Raw genomic sequence first — 18,887 nt, 5'->3', positions numbered from 1 at the left:
TGCTCCAACTAAGGAAACTCTGATAAGCATTTCCCTTTTCTTGAGAGGCCGCCAGCGCAGCGCTGACGGCCTCCCTCACACCTCAGGCGACCAGCTGATTCTGGTCCAGCATGCCCTGGATGATATCTGCAGTGTTGCCACCGGAAAGGATGGTGTTCTCCAGAGTGATGGTCTGATCCACCGGCGCGCCACCTCCGGCGCTGGCGATGTTGATCACCGTACTACCCGGATCGCTGACGAAGTCGAAGCTCAGGTATTGGGTCAACACATCAGCACTGGCTGGATCGCTGACACCCACCAAAAGCTGCGACAGATCCAGCTTGTCCGCGCCATTGCCGAAGTCCTTGACGATATCGTGGTAGTTGCCGCCACGATCATCGGCGTTCCACACGAAGGTGTCGTTGCCTGCACCGCCAATGAGGATGTCGTTGCCCTTGCCGCCGATCAGGGTGTCATTACCATCACCGCCCTCCAGACGATCATTGCCACCCAGCCCATGCAGCGTATCGTTGCCACCCAAACCCAGCAGCACATCACTGCCTTCGCTGCCCAGCAAGGTGTCGTTGAGCGCCTCATGGCCCATCACCACATTGGGCTGCACTGCAACGCTGGAGCCGATACCGACCACCAGACGCGCCGTGCTGACGTCGCCATCAGGCTGGGTCAACTGGTAGGTGAAGACATCTTCCTTGCCCAGGTTGGCGTAGTCGGGATCCGGTGTGTAGGTGTAGAAACCGTCGCTGTGCAACAGCAAGCTGCCCCACTGCCCGTCGATGGTCTTCGAGGTGCTCACGGCCACGAAGCTGCCGTTATCCAGCACGCTGAGCGTCGCCCCCTCGCTACCCTTGCTATCCACCGCACCCCATGGATGGTCGCTGTAGAGGTAGTTGTTGGCATCGGTCAGCACGTTGCCCGCCACCGCCGTGGCAGTGTCGACCAGCATCGCGGCTGCAACGGTGATCAGGGTGATGTTGTCCACCCGGACACGGAAGCTGCTGCTGTTGTTGGTGCGATCATTGACCTCGAAGTAGAGACGATAAGTACCCTCGCCCACGCTGTTGCTGGTGACGGTAGTCGAGTTACTGGATGCATGGGTGCCGCTCTGCACCAGCGTCCAGGCACTGCCGTTCTGCTTGTACAACGTCCAGGTGAACTGGTCTCCCGAGCCGCTGCTGCTGAAGTTGCTGATGCTGCCCAAGTCGAAGGAGACCTTGGCCGTGTTGCCCTCGGCCACCTCGAAGGTCGGTGTTGCAGCCTTGGTGCTGACACCGGCGCTACGATCACTGTCGACGAGCTGCAAGGCATTACCCTGCACGCTGACGCCATTAGAGGAATTGACAGCGGTAACGCCCCATTTGCTGCCTGCCACGGCCATGACATCGGCCTGCGTGATCACCGTGGTTTCATTGCCACTCACGTTGCCGTTGTCGGTGGTATCGAATATCCAGGGGTTGTAGTTGGGCCCGGACGAGGCCTGATTGCTGGTACTGGAAAAGTCCGCCAGCACCTTGGTTACCGGGTCGGGCGTGACCCATTTCTGCCCGACGATGGCCTGGTTGTAGTTGTCGTAGGCATAGACCTCGCTGCTGTCGGTGATGGTCAGCTTCAGGTCGGCAGACACCGCATCGCCATCGCGATCGATCAGGGTGTAGCGGATGGTATCCGTCACATCCTCGGCGACATCGTCGTTGAAGTTGTAGGTGTAAGCCCCGGTGACCAGGTTGACACTGAACGAGCCGCCACCCGCGGTGGTGAAGGTCAGCGTATGGCTCGCGGGATCGTAGGCAGCCGACTCGCTGGTATACGTGACACCGTTGTGGGTGATCGCAGCAATCGGCTGCAGACCCGGGCCATCGGCACCGAAACCATTGCTGCCTTCGCTGATCAGGTTGCCGGAGATCACCGTACCCGTCACCGTACCCTGCAGAGTGTCGTTGAGCTGGTTGAGGTTGGAGACCAGGATGCCATCGGTGTTGACGCCCGTCTGGCCGTCATAGGCGATGGGGTTGAGCAGGGTCTTGTCGAGGTCGCTGCCCAGCCCCATACCCAGCGCATAGGACTTGATGTCCTTGGCCGTGAGGAAGGCGATCCAGTCCGCCTCCTCGCTGGCGCCGATGCCATCGCCCAGTTCCGGGTTGTACTGGCTGCCACTGTTGTTACTACCTGGGTTGGCGTTGGACAGCGTCGGCTGGCCGTCGGAGAGGAAGTAGGAAACGTTCTGTACCCCTGCGCCGGTGAGCTTGCCGGACGAATCGTAGGCATTCATCGCCTTGATCAGCGCATCGTCATAGTTGGTCGAACCGTTGCCGGCGTTGTTGGCCAGGTCGGTGAGCCAGGCCTTGGCATCGACGGCGCTCATCCAGACATTGCCCACAGCACTCGCGCTGTTGGCGAAGGTCACGATGCGCACCATCACGTCACCGAGGTTGTCGTAGCTGTCGATCAGACGCTGCACGGCATCCTTGGCCAGCGCCAGCTTGCTGCTGAACCCGCTGACACCCGACGGCGCTTCGTCCATGCTGCCGGACAGATCCAGCACTACCATCAGGTTGGTCTGGATGCCTTGCGGCTCGCTGGCAGACTTGGCGATGTCGTCGGGCGTGGCCGGCGAGTCGTCATCCACCGTGATCGTCAGGCTACCCGTGGCCGGAGCCGAAGGCGCAGAGGAGTCCCAGACCTTGTAGGAGAAGGCCAGGTTCAGGTCGTTCTCGTCTGCCGTACCATCGACGTCCGGCGCCGGATGATCGAGCGGCTTGAACAGCTTGAAGCTGTATTGCCCGGTCTCCGAGTTGGTCAGGCTAAGGGTGAAGACCGGATTGCCACCGGCATCGAACGCACTCAGCGTCTTGCCATCTGCACTGAGCTGATAGTTGAGCGCCGAACCGCCTGAAGACAGGCTGCCAAGACCACTGGCATCCCAGGCGAAACCACCGAAGCTGTCCACCTGATAACCGAGCGCCCCACTGGCCGTGGTGGCTTCGCCAGCCAGGTCGTTGGGGCCTCCGGCCAGCCCATGGGTCAAGCCATCCTCGTCGACGCTGCCGGAAGCCTGACCACCGACCGGGTCGTTGCCACCGAGCGAGAGGGTCACAGTGGCCGTGGAAACGTCGCCATCGCCGTCGGTGATCTGATAGGTGAACACCTCCGTACCGGCGCTGGCCCCACTGCCAGCGCTGTAGACCAGATTGCCGCTGGTATCGATGACCAGCGTACCGCCCTGGCTGCCCTGGCCGATGATCTGCACCGGCGAGACGCTAGCCCTGCCATCGTTGCCAAAGCTGTCGTTACCGGTGAGGTCGTTGATGTTGCCGACAACCTGATCGACTGCCGTACGTGAGACCTCACCGGCAATTTCATCATTGACCGCCATGGGTGCGTCATCACGGAAGCCCAGCACCTGGCCCAGGTCGATGCTGGCCGAGGCCTGATCACCGTCGGCATCGGTAATGGTGGCCTGCAGTCCGATCTTGTCACTGCCCAGCAGATGCAGTTCATCAGGCTGGGCAGTGGGATGAACCACGGCCCTCAGTTGCGTCAGGGTCACCAGTCCTGCGGCGTCGACGCTCAGGGTGAAGACCAGCTCGTTACCGGTTTCGGTGCGACCTTCGAGCACCGAGCCGTTGAACACCAGCTTGACCGCTTCATCGCTCTCGGTATCGACCAGCCCGGAATCCGGCGATTTGATCACCAGCGCGTAGGCCAGCGAACCAGGGCCGTCGGCACCATACTCGGCGTTGAAGGCCGAGCTGAAGTTACGGCTGACCGTCGCATCCGGCGTACCCAGATAAGTCTCGTCCACCTGCAGCGGCATGCCCCAGGTAACGTTGGTGTTGACGTCGTTGTAGTCGTAGTCGGGAGCGTCAGTGAGGTCCTCCCAGTTCTGGTTGCCCGGTTCGGCGTTATCCTGCAGGTGCGAGCCGCCCGGGTTGAACTCGGCACGGTCGAACAGCACGTTGGCACCGCCAGCACCGGTCAGTGGCACCCCACCCAGCAAGGCCTGCCAGTTACCATCAGCGTCCTGCTGGAAGGTCAGCTCGGCGCCATTGCTCAAACCAACATTGGCGGCGCCATTGGGGATGATGAAGAAACCAACCTCACTCGGGTCGAGCCCATCCAGATCGAAGGTGACTCCTGTCGCCTGCGCCTTCACATCAGCCCAGATCACCTTGCCCACCGATGGATTGCCCTCGGCATCTCGCGAGTAATAACCGTAGCTGTTGTGATAGCCGGCATCGCTGCCGAGGAAGGTGGCCTGCGACTCGAAGCCCGGCTGCATGGCCTGGATGGTCGGGGTGTCATCGTCGACGGTGACCACCAGCTTGCCCACGGCGGTATCACCATCACCGTCGGTCACGGTGTAGCCGATCTGCAGTTTGATGTCGTTTTCGTCCTGGCCAGCCGGATGCATCAGGGGTTGATGCAACTCCAGCTCGTACTTGCCGAGCGCCGGATCGGTCAACACCACGGTCACCAGCGTGCCGCGCGCGGCACTGCTGATGGTCAGCGTTTTGCTGTCGGCGTTCCAGGTCGAGGTGACGTTCTCGGTGCCCAATACGCTCGGCCCGGACAGGGAGATGCCACGCAGACCATCGGAGCCGGCGTCGAATACCAGCGTGCCGGAGACCGTGGTGTTCGCCCCTGTCACGTCGCCCTCACCACCATTGATGCCATTGGGCAGGCCTTCATCGTCCAGCGCGTAGGCGGCATTGGTGATGCCTGCGGAGGGACCATCGTCCTCGAAGCCGACTACCTTGCCCAGATCCAGACTGGCACTGTGAGAGTCGCCATCCTTGTCATAGACGGTCACGCCGAGCTTCAGCACACCGGCGCGAATCAACGCCAGCTCGTCATGATTGCTGGTATTGCCATGGGCGATGGCCTCGTATTGCACGAGGGTCACATTGCCACTGCCGGCATTGACGCTGACCTTGAATACCGTGACGCCGTTGGCCACACCCAGCACGTTGCCGTCGGCATCCTTGTACAGGCGAATATCACCGCCGGCTGTAGCATCCAGCCCAGAGTCGACGCCGTCCTGGCTCAGATTCAACTCGAAACGGGTACGCGACGTGTCTTGGCCATCCGAACCGGCATCCACCGTGAGCTTGAACAGATCCTTGCCGTCGATGCTGGCATAGCCGAGCACATCACCATGGCCTTGCTCATCGTTCGGCGCGACATAGCCATTCTCGTTCTGGCTGGAACCTGTGCTGCCCACCGATTCGTCGACGTACAGCTTGGTGCCGTGCTGCAGCTCGAACTTGGTGATTTTCGGGCCGTCGTCCTCGAAGCCGACCACCTTGCCCAGATCCAGGCTGGCGCTCTGCGGGTCGCCGTCCTTGTCGTAGACCGTCACGTTCAGTTTCAGCACGCCATCCTTGAGCAGCGCCAGCTCGTCATGGCTGCTGGTATCGTCGTGGACGATGGCCTTGTACTGCACCAGGGTCACGCTACCGTCAGCGGCATTGACGCTGATCTTGAACACCGTAACGCCGTTGGCTTTACCCAGGATGCTGCCATCGGCCTCCTTGTACAGCAGGATGTCGCCACCGGCCGTGGCATTCAGCCCGGAGTCCACGCCATTGCTGGCAAGGGTCAGGGAGAAGCGGGTACGGCCACTGTCCAGGCCATCCGAACCACCATCGGCGATCAGCTTGAACAGCTTCTCGCCATTGATCCGGGCGTAACCCAGCACATTGCCGTGGCCCTGCTCGTCATTCGGCGCCGCCTGGCCGGGTTCGTTCTGGCTGGAACCACCTTTGCCAACGGATTCGTCGACGTATAGCTTGACGCTGTGACCCAGCTCGAACTTGATGATTTTCGGGCCGTCGTCCTGGAAGGAGAAGTAGGACGAATTGCCGCCAGCAAGCTCGACCTTCGCGGTACGGGTCACCGCGTCACCATCACCGTCGACACGGGTAACCTGATACTGCAGCTGCAACGAGCCCTGGTGTTTGATCAACAGATCGACCGCCTCGTCAAAGCGCTGATCGTTGTCCGGATGACGGATCGCTTCGAACAGCGTGGTCTGCAGTTGCGGTTGCCCATCGACAGTGACGATGGCGATGGTGAAGACCGTATCGCCAGTGGCATCGACACCTCTGACCACCTGGCTGTTGGCCGGGTCGACGAACAGACGGATGGCACCGCCATTGGTGGCCGACAAGGTGGTGGTCAGCCCCTGGGGCGGCACCCCGGAGAAGCTCAGCGTACCGCTGAGCGAAGCCTCGCCATCAGCCCCGGCTGCCCCACCGATGGTGAACAGCGAGGTCAAGCCGCCAGCAAGCTCAGTGGTGACCTTGGCCAACGCGCCATTGTCGTCGTTCACGTAGCCCTGGCTCTGGTTATCGTTGGTGGCGTAACGATCATGATTGCCACGGGTTTCGTCCAGCGCCACTTCCAGCTGAACCAACGCTTGCTTATTGACCCCTAGACTCAGGGTCGGCACATCGTCCTCGATATTGATCACGAACAGGCCGCCAGCCCCCTGCGGCATCTGCAGCGGGTCGCCATCGCCATCGGTGATCGCCAGCAACTGGGTGAAGTCGATGCCAAAGGCACCGTCCGACGACCAGAGCTCGTTATCGTCACCATTTTTCAGCGGATGGTCGATTGGCCCCTGCAGACTAAAGGTGAAGTCACCGTTAGCCTCCACCACCAGGGTGAATACCGGATAACCGCCTGCAGCCGTGCCCGTCGCAATAAGCGTGGTGCTGACCAGATTGCCATCGTCATCGAGCTCCTGGGTGACCTTGTAGTCGAGCGGCTCACCGCCGGACGTCAGCCCCTGGGCGTTCAGCAACTCGGCGGCGCTACCCTCCTCCACCAGGCTGAAATCGCCGGGCCCATCGGCACCGAAGGCAACCAGCGAGAGCAAACTGGCCGCGCCCGTCGCAGTGCTGATCACCAACGTCTGGCCAGGACCATCCGGGTTGCCCTGATGGGGATCGGTCAGCTTGTCCTCATGTACCGTACCGCCTACCGGTGCAGGCGTCTTGACCGTCCAGGTGGCCTGGATATTGACATCGTTGTAGTCGTTATCGCTGGCGCTGGCGCTGTTGATATCCTCCCAGTTCTGGTTGCCGGGCGCGGCGTTGTCCTCGACATGGGATTTGCCATTGGGGTTGAGCGCCGGGTTGTCGAAGACAACCTGCGCGCCGCCGGCACCATTGAGTGCGCTACCGCCGACAAAGGCCTGCCACTGTCCATCGACCAGTTGGAACGTGACCTCGGTACCGTTACTGACACCATTGAAGGCGCCATTGGGAATGATGAAAAAGCCGACGCTATCGGGATTGAGCCCTTCCAAGGTGGTGGTAGTACCAACCCCAAGGAAACGTGTATTGCTCCAGATGATCTCGCCGCTGGCCGGCGTACCATCTGCGTTCTTGATGTAATAGCCGTAGCTATTGAACATCGCCGCATCGCCGCCTTTATAGGTCAGCGTCAGGCAGTAGTCCGGCTCGCTGACGACCAGCTCAGGCACATCGTCTTCAATATTGATGACGAACAGGCCGCTGGTGCCCTCCGGCAGTTGCAGCGGGTCACCGTCACCATCGGTGGCGGTAAACAGCTGAGTGAAGTCGATACCGAATACGCCATCGGAAGACCACAGCTCACTGTCGTTGTCGCTCTGCTCGGGATGGTCTATCGGGCCCTGCAGTTCGAAGTGGAAACTACCATCGGCATTTACCGTCAATGTAAACACCGAGTAGTTGCCCAGGCTGTCGGCGGAAACCGCTGTCAAGGTGGTACTGACAAGCTTGCCGTCGACGCGGGTCTCAACCACGTCATAGAGCAGACTTTCTCCGCCCGAGGTCAGCCCCTGAGCGTCAAGCAACGCAGTGGCGTCACCGCTGTTGACCAACCCGAAAGCACCGGGACCATCCGCGCCAAAAGAGACCAGCGAAGCCAATGTACCGGCACCACCCTCGGTGCTGACTACCAGCGTTTGAGTACCGCCATCCGGGTTGCCGGAGTTCGGGCTGGTCAAAAGATCTTCGTGCACCGTACCGCCGAGCGCAGGCTGCTGCGGATCGACAGGTTTCAAGGTCGGCACATCATCCTCGACGTCGATGACAAAGCTACCGCTGGCAAAACCATCGGCGATCGGATCACCATCACGATCGGTGGCGATCAGTAGGCCAGAGAAATCCAGCGCCAGGCTGTTGTCGCCAAGGGTTTCGGAGTCGACACCATCCTCCTCCTCATGGTCCAACGCGCCCTTGAGCGTGAACAGGTAGCTACCATCGCTATTCACCACGAGGCTAAAGACCTCGCTGCCACCGTTACCAGCCGTCGCGGTGAGCGTAGTGCCATCCGTAGAGACGACGTAGAACAGCGCAACACCGCCGGAGCTCAAGCCAAGTGCCTGCAGTCCTGACAGCGCACTGGGCTCCTGGCTCAGGTGGAAACCACCACGACCATCGGCGCCGAAGTTGACCAGTACATCCAAAGTGCCGATACCCCCCTCAACCGTGAGGGTCTGTTCAGGCTCACTGCCGGGCTCGGCATTGCCGGTACCCAGGGCATCTTCATGTACCAACCCGCCAACCACCGGCTGCTGCGGATTGGGCTGGGCCGGCAACGGCACGTCATCCTGAATATTGATGACGAACAGGCCTTTCGCGCCTTCGGGCAGTTGTAGTGGGTCGCCGTCGCCATCAGTAGCGGTGAACAGCTGAGTGAAGTCGAGGCCGATACCGCCTTCGCTCGACCACAGCTCGTTATCGTCGCCATCGTCGCGAGGATGGTCGATCGGTCCCTGCAACTCGAAGCTGAAGCTGCCATCGGCGTTGATTACCAGGGTGAATACAGAATAGCCGCCAACCTCAGCGGCAGCTGTCGCAGTTAGCGTGGTGCTCAGCAGGTTGCCGTCAAGATCCGTGGTCGTGGTGATGCTGTAGAGCAGCGGCTGACCTCCAGAAGTCAGGCCCTGGGCACCCAGTACCTCTGCCACCGTATCGCTGCTTACCAGACCGAATACACCCGGGCCGTCAGCCCCGAAGGACACCAGCGCCATCAAACTACCAGCGCCACCCTCCGTGCTGATCACCAGGCGCTGACCAGCTTCAGGATTACCGGGATAAGGCGTCTCCAGTTGGTCTTCGTGCACGGTGCCGCCAACGGGCGCCTTGGTGGTCCATGCCACCTGGATGTTGACGTCGTTGTAGTCGTTGTCACTGTTGCCGTCGTTGACATCCTCCCAGTTCTGGTTGCCCGGCGCGGTATTGTCGTCAACATGGGACTTGCCACCGGGATTCAGCGTTGGGTCGCTGAACAGAACGTGAGCGCCACCGGCCCCATCGATGGGTGTATCGCCGATGAAGGCCTTCCACTGTCCATCCACAATCTGGAAGGTTACCTCGGTGTTACTGGCAGCACCGTTCAACCCCCCATTGGGAATGATGAAGAAACCAACCTGGCTCGGGTCGAGGCCATGAAGGGTGATCGAGTCTCCCTCAGCCAGGCCGCTGGTGTCGCCCCAGATGATCTGACCGCTAATCGGCTCACCATCGGGGCCTTTGATGTAATAGCCGTAGCTGTTGAGGTACGAGGCATCACCGCCCTGATACGTGATGGTCAGGCAGTGTTTGACCCCGTCTTCCACCAACACGGGCACATCATCTTCCACATCGATCACGAAGCTGCCAGGGTTGAAGCCGCCTGGCACCGCGTCACCATCGTAGTCGGTGGCGATCAGCAGCTTGGAGAAGTCCAGCGCGAGATCCTTGTCGCCCAACAGCTCGCTGTCATCTCCATCCTTGCGTGGATGATCGATCGGCCCCGACAGGGTGAAGACATACCCACCATCGCTGGTCACCACCAACGTGAATACCGGCACGCCACCCGCTGTCGCTATCAGGGTGCTCGTGCTGCCATCGTCCGAGACCTCGACGGAATAGACCAACGGCTCCTTACCCGAAGTCAGGGCCAATGCCTGCAGATCGCTCAATGCCTCAGGGTCAGTACTCAGCTGGAAGCCACCGCGCCCATCAGCCCCGAAGTTGACCAGCGCATCCAGTGCCCCCGGATCGCCAATCAGCTGATGGGTTTGCGCAGGCAGGTTGCCGGGCTCGGCGTTACCGATATCCGTCAGGGCATCCTCGTGCACCAGGCCTCCGACGACCGGACGCTCACCCTCGACCAATTCAGGACTGTCGTCGTCGATCAGAATGCTCAAACTGCCACTTGCCGGGGTGCCGTTACCGTCGGTGATGGTGTAGTTGAACAGATAGAGGATGTCGTTCTCGTCGCTTTCACCCAAGGGCGGCGCGGCATGATCCAGCGGAGCGAAGAGCTCGAACTGATAAGCACCGGTCAACAGGTCGGTGACCAGCACCTCGAATACCACAGACTCTCCGGCAAAGGCGGTCAGGAGAAGACCGTCGGCGCTGACCTGATAGGTCAGCGGTACACCACCCGAAGAGATACCCAGATCCGCCAGACCGGCAGTCGACCAGGTGAAGGTGCCCGGCCCGTCCGGCCCGAAGCTGTAGCCCAGAACCCCGGTGACCAGCGTCGCCTCGCCATCCAGATCGTTCACTCCGCCCACGATGCCGTCAGGCAGGCCATCCTCGTCCACCGCATTGGAGGCTGTGCCACCCGTGGGAATGCCATCTACCGCAGGCACGGCATCGTCGGCAGCGATGGGTTCACCCTCCGGAAACTCCGGTCCACCGGGTAGGCCTTCAGTGGGAAAACCGATCACCGGATCCAGCGCACCACCGACCTCATCGAGCAGCACGAAGGAATGCCCGCCCCCTACGCCACCCGCTCCGCCAGCGCCAGCACCCGGCCCAGCGGCAGTAGCTTCGCCCTCCAGAGTCGGGTCGACACCGGCTTCGATCGCGGCCTGCAAGCGCTCGACATCGGTGAGGTCGGCATCGCTGGGGGTGGCGGGAGGTGTTTCAGCGACCGGGGGCTGCGATTCGCCGCGGTAGGCAAGCATCTGCGCGTCAAGCGTCATGCTGCTGTCGCGCCCAAGCGTCAGTTGCTGGCCGTTGGTCATTGCAATGGCCACCGCGCCCGAAGCGCCGGTTACCAGTTGCTCGCCCGCGTAGACCCGGTCCCCTTCGCTGATCGGCCGGCGCGATCCATCGCTCGCTACCGCGAACACTTCGCCGACAACCTGACTGACGACACCAATAAGAGTAGCCATGATTCCATCCTCACTACGGCTGCCGACCACCGCCGACACGTACCTACCGAAAGGGTCAGAACACCTTTTCGAAGCCGAGGAGAAACCCAAGACAGCTGATTGAAATGGAACGGCGCAAAATCCAAAAAACGCTAATGACAAAAAAATGTCACTACAACCTGCGTCGAACTACTCCATCAGATGAATCCCCGCCCTGTGATGCCTGACAACCCATTTCAGCTGCGCAACCCACGGAAAATGAGGACTTGCGCAGCTCACAGGTTCAAACAATGTGCTGCTTTTCGCAGAGTTCATAAGATTTTTTCTGAATATAGGTTGTGAAAAAAACATCTTAGGTTCTCCAAAAGTTGTTCTTAGCTCTGATGTTACAAGCCTGAAACGGTTTTACAGGCAAAAACGCCAGTTTTATGGCGACAGGATAAGAACATCAGTCAGGAGAAACGCCAATGCGCACCCTAACCCCGCTATGGAGCGCCATGCTTTTGGCGACTGTTTGCAGTCAGGCGCAAGCCATGAATCTTTCGGAAGCGATTCAGAGCACCTTGGACAATCACCCGGAAATCCACGCTGCCGCCAATAGCCGACTCTCATCGGATGAAGACGTGAAATTCGCCAAGGGCGGCTACCTGCCCACCGTCGATCTGCTGGTCGGTTATGGCCGGGAACGTACTGACAGCCCCAGTACACGGGCGCTTGGCGATCACAACAAGGAGACCCTGAACTACCGCGATGCCGAACTGCGGCTGCGGCAGATGCTGTTCGACGGGTTCAACACGCCCAACGAGGTGGCGCGCACTCAGGCGGTGGTCAACTCCCGTGCCTACCGCCTGCTCGGTACGTCCGAAAGCCTGGCCCTGCGCACCGTCGAGGTGTACCTCGATGTGCTGATGCGCCGCGAGATGGTCACCCTGGCGCGCAATAACCTGCAGGCGCACCAGCGCATCAACGATCAGATCGGCTTGCGCAGCCGCCAGGGCGTTGGCAGCACTGCCGACCTGGACCAGTCCGAAGCTCGCTTGGCACTGGCGCAGAACAACCTCTACACCGAAGAGGTCAACCTGGCCGATGCCGAAGCCAGCTTCTTCAGTGCCGTGGGCCGTCTGCCGGATCAGCTGGAAAGCCCGGCATCGATCAGAGGCGGCATGCCTGCCGATCTGCTCGCTGCGCGGCAGACCGTGATGGACAACAACCCCTTCCTGAAGTCAGCGCAGGCTGACGTCAACGCCGCCGAGAAGCAGTACGAGGTAGCCAAGTCGCCATTCTACCCACGCTTCGATCTGGAGCTGGCGACCTCGGCCGATGACAACGTGCAGGGCGATGAGGGTCACTACAACACCTGGCGAGCTGCCGTGGTGATGAACTACAACCTGTTCAACGGCATGCGCGACAAGGCTCGGCTGCAGTCGGCTGCGCACCAGATCAACGAGTCGATGGACATCCGCAACAACGCGCTGCGCGTGCTCAACGAGAACCTCTCGCTGGCCTGGAACGCCATGGAGAACGCGCGCCTGCAAACCCCCAAGGCGCGTGATTACGCGGACTACACCTCACGGGTTCGCGAGGCCTACCAGCAGCAGTTCAGCCTGGGCCAACGCACCTTGCTCGACCTGCTCGACAGCGAAAACGAGCTGTTCACCGCCAACCGTCGTTACACCGAGGTGCGCTACGGCGAAGAGTTCTCGATGTACCGCGTCGTTGCGGCAATGGGTGATCTGTTGCGCCAGCAACAGGTCGTAGTCCCGGCAGAAGCTGTAGCCCTCACTGAAGTGAAGAGCGAGGCACGCTTGCCGGATATGAAGTAGTACCGGCGTGAGGAGTAGTAGAAATTGACCACCATGGAACGGCCAGGCCCGTCCAGTGATCCGCGGCTCAGTCACGACGATCCGCTGCTGGATGGTTTGTTGATCCTCTGCCGGCTACATGGCTGCTCGGCCAGCCGTGGCACCCTCAGTGCCGGCCTGCCCATGCCGGAGCAACGCATGAGCCCCGACCTGCTGCCGCGTGCTGCGGCACGGGCCGGGCTGCAGGGGCGCCTGCTACAGCGCGAGCTTGCCAGCATTTCCGCCCTCAACCTGCCAGTCCTGCTGCTGCTCAAGGACGGTCGCTGTGCGGTCCTGCGCCAGTGGGGGCCGAAGCAGCAGGCGCAGATACTGCCCTGCGAGACCGATGGCGGCGAACAATGGGTCAGCCGTGAACAACTGGCCGCCGAGTACAGCGGCCGGGCCTTTTTTGCCCGCCCTCGACATCAGCTGGAAGAAGCCCGCACGCCGCTGGTGCCACGCATCGAAGCCTGGTTTCGCGACACCCTCAAGCTGTCGCGCTGGCTCTACACCGATGCCGTCCTGGCCAGCCTGCTGATCAACCTGCTGGGCCTGATGGTGCCGCTGTTCGTGATGCAGACCTACGACCGTGTAGTGCCCAACCAGGCGACCGCAACGCTCTGGGTGTTGGCCATCGGCCTGTTTATCGGCACCGGTTTCGAACTGCTGCTCAAGGTGCTGCGCGCGCACCTGCTCGACACGGCAGGCAAGAAGACCGACGTGGTGCTGTCGGCCACCTTGTTCGAGCGCATCACCGGCATGTCGATGAAGGCGCGGCCGGCCAGCGTGGGCGGTTTTGCACAAAGCATTCATGATTTTCAGGGGCTGCGCGACTTTCTCACCGCAGTGACGCTGACCAGCCTGATCGATCTGCCCTTCTCCCTGCTGATGCTGCTGGTGATCGGGCTGATCGGCGGCCCGCTGGTGTTCATCCCGCTGTTGGCCTTCCCCATCACCGCGCTGTTCGCCTACATCATTCAGGCACGCCTGCGCGACACGGTGCAAAGAAGCCTGCAGCTTGGCTCGCAACGCCAGGCGCTGCTGATCGAAACCCTCGGTGGCCTGGAAACGCTCAAGGCCTGTGGTGCCGAAAGCGAGCGCCAGCACCAATGGGAGCAAACCCATGGCGCCCTCACCCGCCTGGACGGCCATGCAAAATTCCTCGCCTCGCTGGCCACCAACGGCACCCTGTTCCTGCAGCAGTTCGCCGGCATGGCCACCATCGTCGCGGGGGTCTATCTGATCATCGCCGGCAATCTCAGCGTCGGTGCGCTGGTGGCCTGCTACATGCTCGGTAGTCGCATCCTCGCCCCACTGGGACAGATCGCCGGGCTGATCACCCGCTACCAGCAGGCACGCCTGACCATGACCAGCACCGATGCCCTGATGGCCCTGCCGCAGGAGCGTCAGGACAAGCAGCAGCCGCTGGATCGCACCCAGCTCAAGGGGGCACTGGAGGTACGGCAGATCAGTTTCACCTACCCCGGCCAGAGTGCACCGGCGCTGAACAACGTCAGCCTGCGCCTGGGCGCTGGCGAACGCCTCGGCATCATCGGTCGCAGCGGTTCGGGCAAGAGCACCCTGGCGCGACTGCTGATGGCCTTCTACAGCGCCGACGAAGGACAGATCCTGCTGGACAACCTCGACCTGCGCCAACTCGACGTCGCCGACCTGCGCCATCAGATCGGCTACGTCGCCCACGACCTGCCACTGCTAGCCGGCAGCCTGCGCGACAACCTGACCCTCGGCGCCCGTTACATCAGCGACGCGCGCATGCTAGAAGTCGCCGAGCTCACCGGCGTGGTGGACCTGGCCCGCCAGCACCCGCAAGGCTTCGACCGCCCGGTAGGCGAACGCGGCCAACTGCTCTCCGGTGGCCAGCGCCAGGCCGTGTTGCTGGCCCGTGCACTGTTGCTCGACCCGCCAATCCTGGTGCTCGACGAACCCACCAGCGCCATGGACAACACCAGCGAAGACCTGCTGCGCCAGCGCCTGCACAAGTGGGTGCAGGGCAAGACGCTGATCCTCATCACCCATCGTGCCTCCATGCTCAGCCTGGTGGATCGCCTGGCCGTGCTGGACAACGGCCATGTGGTGGCGGACGGGCCGAAGGAAGCGGTGATCGAAGCCTTGCGCAAGGGCCGCGTCGGCCCGGCCAGCCTGTAGGAGCGACGAGCGATGCAAGCGACCCAGAGCCTCGGCAACTACTTCAGCAGCCTGCGCGAGAAACGCCAGGACACCGAGTTCATGCCGGAAGTCGAAGGCGCCATTCTGGAAGACTCGCCCTGGCTCAGCCGCGCCACGATCTGGGTGGTCAGCGCCTGCCTGCTGGCGGCGCTAGTCTGGGCAAATTTCGCCGTACTGGAAGAGGTCACCACCGGCGAAGGCAAGGCCATTCCGTCGAGCAAGGTGCAGGTGATCCAGAACCTGGAGGGCGGCATCGTCAGTGAGATCTTCGTGCGCGAAGGCCAGGTGGTGGACAAGGGCGATACCCTGCTGCGACTGGATGACACGCGTTTTCTCTCCAATCGCGGGGAAACCGAAGCGGATCGACTGGCGCTCATCGCCCGTCTCGAACGACTGAGCGCCGAGGCCGAAGGCCGCGAACCGCAACTGCCCGAAGAAATCACCCGCGACGCGCCACAGCTGGCCGAAGACCAGTTGGCTCTGTATCGCTCGCGCCAGCAACGACTGCGCAGCGAGCAGCGCACATTGGGCGAACAACTGCGGCAAAAGGAGCAAGAGCTCGCCGAATTTCGCTCCAAGGCCCAGCAATACCGTTCCAGTCTCGGCCTGTTGCAGCAGGAGCTGAACATGTCGCAACCTCTGGTGGCCTCGGGCGCCATTTCCGAGGTCGAGGTGTTGCGTCTGCGCCGCAGCGTGGTGGAAGTACGCGGCTCGCTGGAGGCCACCAACCTGGCGATCCCACGCGCCGAAGCGGCTATGAGCGAGATCAAGAGCAAGATGGAGGAGTCCGAGCTGGCATTTCGCGCCGAGGCCTTCAAGGAGCTCAACGAATTACGCACAGAGCTGCAAAAGATCACCGCCACCAGCGTCGCCATCCAGGACAAGGTGACCCGGACCACCGTGACCTCGCCGGTGCGTGGGGTGATCAAACAGCTCAAGGTCAACACCATTGGTGGCGTGGTGCAGCCGGGCAGCGACATGCTGGAGATCGTACCGCTGGACGACAGCCTGCTGATCGAAGCCAAGGTCCGCCCGCAGGACGTGGCCTTCTTGCATCCTGGGCAGAAAGCCATGGTCAAGTTCACCGCTTACGACTACACCATCTACGGCGGGCTCAAGGCCAACCTCGAGCTGATAAGCGCCGACACCATCACCGACGAGGAAGGCAACAGCTTCTACCTGATCCATGTGCGCACCGACAAAAGCCACCTCGGTGGCGAGGAACACCCGCTGCTGATCATCCCCGGCATGGTCGCCACGGTAGACATCATCACCGGCGAGAAGAGCGTACTGGCCTACCTGCTCAAGCCCGTGCTCAAGGCCCGCTCGGAAGCCATGCGCGAGCGTTGAACACCTGCCGTTCACGCGCGTAGCCCGGATGAAATCCGGGATTGATTATCGAGACGCACAATCTCCCCGGATTACATCCGGGCTACGCGGCCGAAGCGATTTCGTAGGGTGCGCCGTGCGCACCGCCCTAGCGCCGGTGATTGCGGGTGAACACCTCTTCTCCCATCGCCGCGATCTGGCCTTCGATCAGCGCATCGAAGGGCCGCAGCAGCGCGTCGAAACGCCGTGGCGCCTCCAGCACATCCAGCGCGGCAACGATCGCCTCGATGGTCGACAGCGCCCCCTCTTCCGGCGCCTTGCGCAGACGGTAGCGCGACGGGGCCACGGCTCCCAGGCTCACGCGCGGCAACGCCGCCAGGAGCGGGTTGAGATGCAGCAGCTTGCGCGCCTTGCGCCAGGTGCCGTCGGGTACCACCAACAGCAAGGGTTTCTCGTCAGGTGCATAAGCACTCAGAGCGACGGACTCTTCACCGGGAAACAGCAGGCAGGCGCGATAATCAGACTGCGCGAGCAGTTGCGGCAGATCATCGAATACCTCACCGACGCGCAGCTCCGCGTTGCGCAAGCCAAGCGCAGCCAGGCGAGCGGTATTGAGGGCATGGCCGACTTCGCTCGGGTGCTGCAGGATGAGCACACGAGTACGACTCTCGAGGTCGGGAATCAGCAGGCAGAGGCAGTGGCCAAGCGGGCGCTGGCAGCGGGAGCAGGTCGGACGAGGCATGCCGCGCAGTGTGCCAGAACGGCTCGAACTCGCGTAGCCCGGCTGCAATCCGGGCCCCCCAGACTGCATCCGGCTTCAGAGTCAGCGGTTGAAGCGCTCCGCCAGACTGTGCAGGTAATCGGCCATTTCCTCCAGCTCGCGGCTGATGGCCGCGCCCTGATGCGCCTGCCCAGCACTGTGATCGGAAAGCTGAGCGATACGAGTGATCTGCCGGCTGATGTCCTCGGCCACGTGGCTCTGCTCTTCGGAAGCCGCAGCCATCTGCTGACTCATATTGGTGATGCGCGTCACTGCAGAGCTGATGCCCTCCAGCGCATCGCGTACCGACTCCACGCTTTGCACGCTGCCACGGGAAATGTCCTCGCCCTTGCCCGCCGTGACCACCGCACGCTCGGCACCGGCACGCAGGTCAGCGATGATCTGGTGAATCTGCTCGGTGGACTGGCGCGTACGCGAAGCCAGCGAACGCACTTCATCGGCCACCACTGCAAAACCGCGACCCTGCTCCCCTGCGCGCGCGGCCTCGATGGCAGCGTTGAGCGCCAAGAGGTTGGTCTGCTCGGCGATCGAGGTGATCACGTCAGCCACACTGCCGATGGACTGCGTGGAGTTGGCCAGTTCGTTGACCGCCTGACCAATATCGTTGACCGCCTTGGCCATCTGGCGCATGGAGTCAAGGCTGCCTACAGCCAGATCACGCCCCTCACGTGCCAGGCGATCCGCCTCTTCGGCAGCATGCGAGGTGTTCTGCACGTTGTGCGCGACTTCCTGAATGGTCGCTGCCATCTGGTTGATGGCCGTGGCCGATTGATCGGTCTCGGCACGCTGTTGATCGAGCATCTGCGCGCTGGATTGCGACAACTCGGCGGACTGCGTGGCGCGCTTCTTGACGTTCTCGCCAGCATCCTCCAGTCGCGTCAGCGCCGTCTGCAAGCGCGCCTCCTCACTGATCATCGCCATATCCAGCAACGCCTGGGCACCACGGTTGTCGCTGTAGGTCAGCGCCACCAGGCCGCTGGTAAAGGCTTTCGGATGATCCGCCAGGGTGCGGCGAATCAGCTGCCGAGTCCGATAAAGCTGGTAGGAACCCAGCGCGAACAGTGTCAGCACGATAAAAGCCATCAACGGCCAGCCAGAAACCACCCAGTGCGCCGCAACGATCAGCAGCGACGCGGCGATCAGTGGCCAGGAGCGCAGCAAATCGTAGGTCCAGTACTCCAGCTTCGGCACCGGTGGTTTGCCGGCCCGCAGACGGGCATAGAGGGCTTCGGCACGACGTTTCTGGGCCTCGGTTGGCAATGAGCGTACCGACTCGTAGCCGGAAATTCGGCCGTTCTCGTAGACGGGCGTGACGTAGGCACTGACCCAATAGAAATCGCCATTCTTCGAGCGGTTCTTGACGATGCCCATCCAGGGTTTGCCCTGCTTGATGGTGTCCCACATATGGCCGAACACCGCTGGCGGCATGTCCGGGTGGCGCACGAGGTTGTGCGGCTGGCCGATCAGCTCCTCGCGGGTGAAGCCGCTGATCTCGACGAAGGCGTCATTGCAATAGGTGATCTTGCTGTTGAGGTCGGTGGTGGAAATCAGGCGTTCATCAGCGGGGAAGGTTCTTTCCCGCTGAGTCACGGGCAGGTTCTGGCACATC

The 18,887-nt window shown here is 61.8% G+C and carries 6 protein-coding genes and 1 pseudogene; 3 read left to right on the top strand and 4 right to left on the bottom strand.

Translation table 11 applies throughout. The features are described 5' to 3' along the window. Nucleotides 1-82: 82 nt before the first annotated feature. Nucleotides 83-11,161, bottom strand: a complete 11,079-nt coding sequence (locus BLT86_RS03550; protein WP_092374683.1) for a retention module-containing protein — start codon at nt 11,159-11,161, stop codon at nt 83-85. A 446-nt stretch (nt 11,162-11,607) separates the two neighbouring features. On the opposite strand from BLT86_RS03550, the gene BLT86_RS03545 reads away from it, so the two are divergent. Genes BLT86_RS03545 through BLT86_RS03535 form a run of 3 tightly spaced genes read left to right on the top strand, consistent with a single transcriptional unit; the run spans nt 11,608 to nt 16,518 of the window. Continuing rightward, entirely contained in the window at nt 11,608-12,963 is a 1,356-nt protein-coding gene (locus BLT86_RS03545) for a TolC family outer membrane protein (protein WP_021490009.1), read from the top strand. 33 nt (nt 12,964-12,996) lie between these two features. After that, nucleotides 12,997-15,147: a type I secretion system permease/ATPase gene (locus BLT86_RS03540; RefSeq protein ID WP_086005924.1), complete on the top strand. Its 2,151-nt coding sequence runs from the start codon at nt 12,997-12,999 to the stop codon at nt 15,145-15,147. 12 nt (nt 15,148-15,159) lie between these two features. After that, complete coding sequence (locus tag BLT86_RS03535) at nt 15,160-16,518, top strand: HlyD family type I secretion periplasmic adaptor subunit (protein ID WP_017677409.1); 1,359 nt, start codon at nt 15,160-15,162, stop codon at nt 16,516-16,518. Between the two features lie 127 nt (nt 16,519-16,645). Here BLT86_RS03535 and BLT86_RS03530 read toward each other — a convergent pair whose 3' ends face one another. From BLT86_RS03530 to BLT86_RS26335, 3 genes and pseudogenes are all read right to left on the bottom strand, one after another. Then, entirely contained in the window at nt 16,646-17,239 is a 594-nt protein-coding gene (locus tag BLT86_RS03530) for a tRNA-uridine aminocarboxypropyltransferase (protein WP_017677410.1), read from the bottom strand. An 81-nt stretch (nt 17,240-17,320) separates the two neighbouring features. Next, nucleotides 17,321-18,361, bottom strand: coding sequence for a methyl-accepting chemotaxis protein (locus tag BLT86_RS03525; protein WP_408003028.1), 1,041 nt, complete (start codon nt 18,359-18,361; stop codon nt 17,321-17,323). Nucleotides 18,362-18,604: 243 nt separating this feature from the next. Then, a pseudogene (locus BLT86_RS26335) lies at nt 18,605-18,886 on the bottom strand (PAS domain-containing protein); the annotation flags it as partial. Nucleotide 18,887: the final 1 nt, after the last annotated feature.

It is taken from the genome of Pseudomonas sihuiensis (assembly GCF_900106015.1).
Lineage (GTDB): Bacteria > Pseudomonadota > Gammaproteobacteria > Pseudomonadales > Pseudomonadaceae > Aquipseudomonas > Aquipseudomonas sihuiensis.
Note: the sequence above shows the minus strand (reverse complement) of the source record. Positions and strands in the feature narration are given on the sequence as shown.

Bases quoted from the DNA above. Each gene is read 5' to 3' on its own strand.
- BLT86_RS03550 (WP_092374683.1), bottom strand. From the start codon at position 11,161: ATGGCTACTCTTATTGGTGTCGTCAGTCAGGTTGTCGGCGAAGTGTTC.
- BLT86_RS03535 (WP_017677409.1), top strand. From the start codon at position 15,160: ATGCAAGCGACCCAGAGCCTCGGCAACTACTTCAGCAGCCTGCGCGAG.
- BLT86_RS03540 (WP_086005924.1), top strand. From the start codon at position 12,997: ATGGAACGGCCAGGCCCGTCCAGTGATCCGCGGCTCAGTCACGACGAT.
- BLT86_RS03525 (WP_408003028.1), bottom strand. From the start codon at position 18,361: ATGGCTTTTATCGTGCTGACACTGTTCGCGCTGGGTTCCTACCAGCTT.
- BLT86_RS03530 (WP_017677410.1), bottom strand. From the start codon at position 17,239: ATGCCTCGTCCGACCTGCTCCCGCTGCCAGCGCCCGCTTGGCCACTGC.
- BLT86_RS03545 (WP_021490009.1), top strand. From the start codon at position 11,608: ATGCGCACCCTAACCCCGCTATGGAGCGCCATGCTTTTGGCGACTGTT.